Source organism: Methanoregula sp. (assembly GCF_049510175.1).
Lineage (GTDB): Archaea > Halobacteriota > Methanomicrobia > Methanomicrobiales > Methanospirillaceae > Methanoregula.
In genome coordinates this window covers 1-3846 of sequence record NZ_JBEKZF010000021.1, presented here as the reverse complement: position 1 = coordinate 3846, position 3846 = coordinate 1, and the positions used below count along the sequence as shown (strand labels likewise).

At 52.5% G+C, this 3846-nt stretch carries 4 protein-coding genes and 1 pseudogene; all 5 read left to right on the top strand.

Translation table 11 applies throughout. From position 1 onward, the window contains the following. On the top strand, positions 1–675 hold a 675-nt coding region (fhcD, locus tag ABSG49_RS11990; protein ID WP_424026368.1), incomplete at its 5' end, for a formylmethanofuran--tetrahydromethanopterin N-formyltransferase. A gap of 89 nt (positions 676–764) precedes the next feature. Then, positions 765–1721, top strand: coding sequence for a tRNA(Ile2) 2-agmatinylcytidine synthetase (locus tag ABSG49_RS11985; protein ID WP_424026367.1), 957 nt, complete (start codon positions 765–767; stop codon positions 1719–1721). Continuing rightward, positions 1705–2601: a methanogenesis marker protein 11 gene (gene mmp11 / locus ABSG49_RS11980; protein ID WP_424026366.1), complete on the top strand. Its 897-nt coding sequence runs from the start codon at positions 1705–1707 to the stop codon at positions 2599–2601. The genes ABSG49_RS11985 and mmp11 overlap by 17 nt, the downstream gene beginning before the upstream one ends. Next, a complete protein-coding gene (locus tag ABSG49_RS11975; protein WP_424026365.1) occupies positions 2583–3551 on the top strand; it encodes a radical SAM protein in 969 nt (322 codons plus the stop codon). The genes mmp11 and ABSG49_RS11975 overlap by 19 nt, the downstream gene beginning before the upstream one ends. Then, positions 3548–3846 (top strand): annotated as a pseudogene (locus ABSG49_RS11970) (thiamine pyrophosphate-dependent enzyme); the annotation flags it as partial. The gene ABSG49_RS11975 and the pseudogene ABSG49_RS11970, both read left to right, overlap by 4 nt.

The window sequence follows — 3846 nt, the reverse complement described above, 5'->3', positions numbered from 1 at the left end:
GGTGTTGCAATCCTCATCTGTGCAAGCAAGAAAAAACTTAAGGAACAGGTTGTTGAACGCCTCGCAGAATGTGTCCTTACAGCACCGACGACAGCAGTTTTTAACGGGATCACCCACGCGGAGGAAAAGATCCCGGTCAAGCTTCACTTCTTCGGGGACGGTTATGAATACCAGAAGGAAGTTGGCGGAAGAAAGTGTTGGGTCATCCCCATTATGCAGGGTGAATACATTGGTGAAGAGGAGTTCGGTATAGTAAAGGGTGTCGCCGGCGGTAACTTCTTTGTCATGGGTGAGAACCAGATGGCGGCCCTCATGGGTGCACGGGCAGCAGTTGATGCGATTGACAAGGTTCCGGGTACTATCACGAGTTTTCCCGGGGGTATCGTGGCGAGCGGTTCAAAAGTTGGCAGCTTAAAATACAAGTTCATGGTCGCTTCGACCAACGAAAAATACTGCCCGACTCTGAGGGAAAAGGTTTCCGACAGCAAGATTCCGGCAGGAATCAAGGCAGTCTATGAGATCGTCATTGATGGTGTCGATGAAAAGAGCGTGGCAGCTGCAATGGGAGCCGGTATCAAGGCAGCGGCAATGGTACCGGGTGTTAAGTTTATCTCTGCCGGTAATTTTGGCGGAACTCTCGGACCATATAAGATTGAACTTCATAAAGTCCTCTAACTTTTTTTATTTGAAATTGATTGAGATAATCGATTATTATTTATATTTTTATTAACGATTCTTTTGTTAACGAAAATTTCGGTGATAATTTGGTTATCCTTACACCCGATGATGTGAAACAGCGATTCGGCCCGCTCTTTGCAAAAAAATTTCTTGTAATGGTGGATGAACGGGCTGGTATTGCAGAGATCATCGAACATTGTCTTGCAAGGGGTCCAATTGAGTGGGACGCGATGAACCGGTTCCGTGCCGGGGGTGTTGTGACAGGCTGCATTGTTGAGGGAACCTCGATGACTCTCCATGCGAAACTGGGACGCTTCCCGGTCAATTTCGGCGCAGCAGCACATGACATCGGGGGCCAGGCTCTCGAAGCAGTCGAAGTATCCGGCAACGAGGTAATCACTTCATGGAGCGGTATCGCGGGTGCCGGGGTTGGGGTTGCAGCATGCCTTCCCCAGGCTCCCGGAGTTCTCCGTTCTGAATATCCGACTGAGGACGATCTCAAAATTGGCGGGGCACGAACAAACCGGGTGCAAATTATCTCACCTAAGTATGAAAAGGTTTGTTTCGGCATTGACGATACGGATACCAAAACCGAAGGAGCAACATGGGTTATGGCACTCAAATGTGCCGAATCATGCAGGATTGAAGGCGTTGAATTCCTGAACATGCGTCTTGTTCAGCTCAACCCCAAAGTCCCCCAGAAAACTACAAACTGTGTCGCTTCTGCGCTTAACTTCGCAGTAAAAACGGAGAATGTTGTTGAACTCCAGGAATACATGAGGGAATTTGTCGAAGAACATACTTTTTCTGGTGATACAGGGATCGCGTATTACCGTGGCATCAATTTCATGAGAGACTCTCCGGCATTCAAATGGGTGAAAACTGAGATTATGACTGTTGATCAGACGGAGCGAGAAGCAAAGACGCTTGGTATCGAATTCCTTGACAATAACGCTAGGAAAGGAAGAATCGGAGCATTCGGTGCTGTATTATGGGGCAACAGGGGTATCGAAGCGGCGGGACTCTATGATGAACATCTCTGAGCCTTATGTCATCCATTACCCACGGATTGTGGCGGTAGCACAAAAAGATGGCATGAGGGTGGAGCTCATCGAATTCTTTGAGTGTGTCGGCGGTGCAATGTGGTCGAAATGCCATTATGCCCAGAGTCCGATCGTTGAACAGGTTCGCTGCGTGGGGTCCACGATGAGGTACCTGCTGAAGGCCGGATCGGTCGATCTTGCCCTTGAAGGCTCCCGGTTTCCGGCAGGAATATCCACCTGCACGGTTGATGAGTCTGAAATCGCGATAAGCTATATCGGTATGGGTGGAGGCGGGGTAGGCGCTGCTGCATGCCGGTCTGATGCAGCAGGTGTCCTGCGGAGCAGGAGCGATGTATCCGGGGGCGGGAAAGTTGCCGGTTCCACGATCTGGCTGCCCCGCATGCAGCGGGTCCTGATTGGAGTCGATGATACCGATACGCCAGAAGAGGGTGCAACGTGGACGCTTGTCCATAATATTGCAAAAGCAGTGGTGGATGAACACTCCGTCTACCTGTCGCACACGATTGTCCAGCTGTACCCGGTACCATACAGGACCAAGAACTGCGTTGGGCTTGTGGCAGAATTCGCGACGACAGACCTCGAAGGGCTTACTGCCAGGTTCCGCCAGCTCCTGGAACAGTATACCCTGTCCAAAAAAACCGGGATGGCTGTCTATACCGGCTTTACACCATCCCGTGATTTGCTTGCATTCGGGTGGAAGGTGAAAAGGGGTGAGATAGATCCACGTCTTTTGGAAAACTTACGGGATCCGGACCTCAGGATTATCATGGACCGGCGTGGTATTATCGGTGCTGTTGCTGCACTACCCTTTTATACGAACTATACAGAGGCATTGGAACTATGCAGTGGAAAGACCTGAAAGCCCGGCTTCTGGCTGTTGGCCAGGCACGGTTGACGGGTGAACCGGCAGAACAGTATATCGCCCGCTCTGCAGCAGGACCGGGTGCCGGAGGGATCGGCGCAGTTTTTTTTGCCATGGGAAGTCACCGTGTCAAGCTTGCGATCAGCCCGTTAAGCAGCATCGAGATCGCACACCGTGGCAACGGGACTGCCGACCTGTTCTTTGAAGGACAGTGCATCTCCGGGCACCTGCTGGAACCCGGGTTCCACTGTCCTGACCAGGCCTTCATCACGGTGACCGGCAGCTGCATATTCAGGTGCCGGTACTGTTCGGTCCCCCGGATCGGGGGAAAACGCAAGACCATCGAAGAGATCATGAAAATGGTGGAGTCGGTACGCGACCGTGTCCATGCCATCTCCATAACAAGCGGTGTCCTCTCGACTATCGAAGAAGAGGAGGCCTATGTATCTGAGGTCATACAACACCTCACCCCTTATAACCTGCCCATCGGTGTCTCCATTTATCCGACCGTAACGACACCCGATCGCTTGAAGGATCTTGGCGTTGCAGAAGTGAAATTCAATCTGGAAGCGGCGACCCCGGAACTCTTCTCTCAGATGTGCCCTGGTCTGGATTACGGGCTGCTCTGGCAGGTACTTGATCGTTCGGTGCACCTCTTCGGGAAAAACCGTGTCTTTTCCAATGTCATCGTCGGGCTGGGGGAGACCGATGCAGAGCTGGAAACCTGCATAAAAAAGCTGACATCGCTTGGGGTGATTCCTGTGCTGCGCCCGCTCAACCCGGTTGCCGGGCTTGCAGGAACGCCCCGCCCGTCCGCTGAACGGTTAAAGAAAATCTTTGCGATCCATGAACGGGCCCTTGCTGCAGCCGCCCTTGAACCCCGGCTGGCAATGACGATGTGTACTAACTGTGCCGGTTGCGATCTCGTTCCGGGGAGGGATGCATGAAAGGTGTCGAGGCCATAGCAGAAGCCATCTGCCTGTATACGGACCGGCAGTATACCGTACCGGGGTTCCCGGTCACGGATCTCGGGGAACTGACAAAAGCGGAAATGGTGATAAACGAGAAGACTGCGCTTGAATACGCGCTGGGGGACTCACTTTCCAGAAAGAGGGCTGCGGTTATTATCAAGAATGTCGGGATAAATGCCTGTGCAGATCCCCTTCTCCAGGCGGTTGCCCAGGGTCTGGTTTCCGGCATTGTCCTTGTTGCCGGTGACGACCCGGATGCACGTGCGTCACA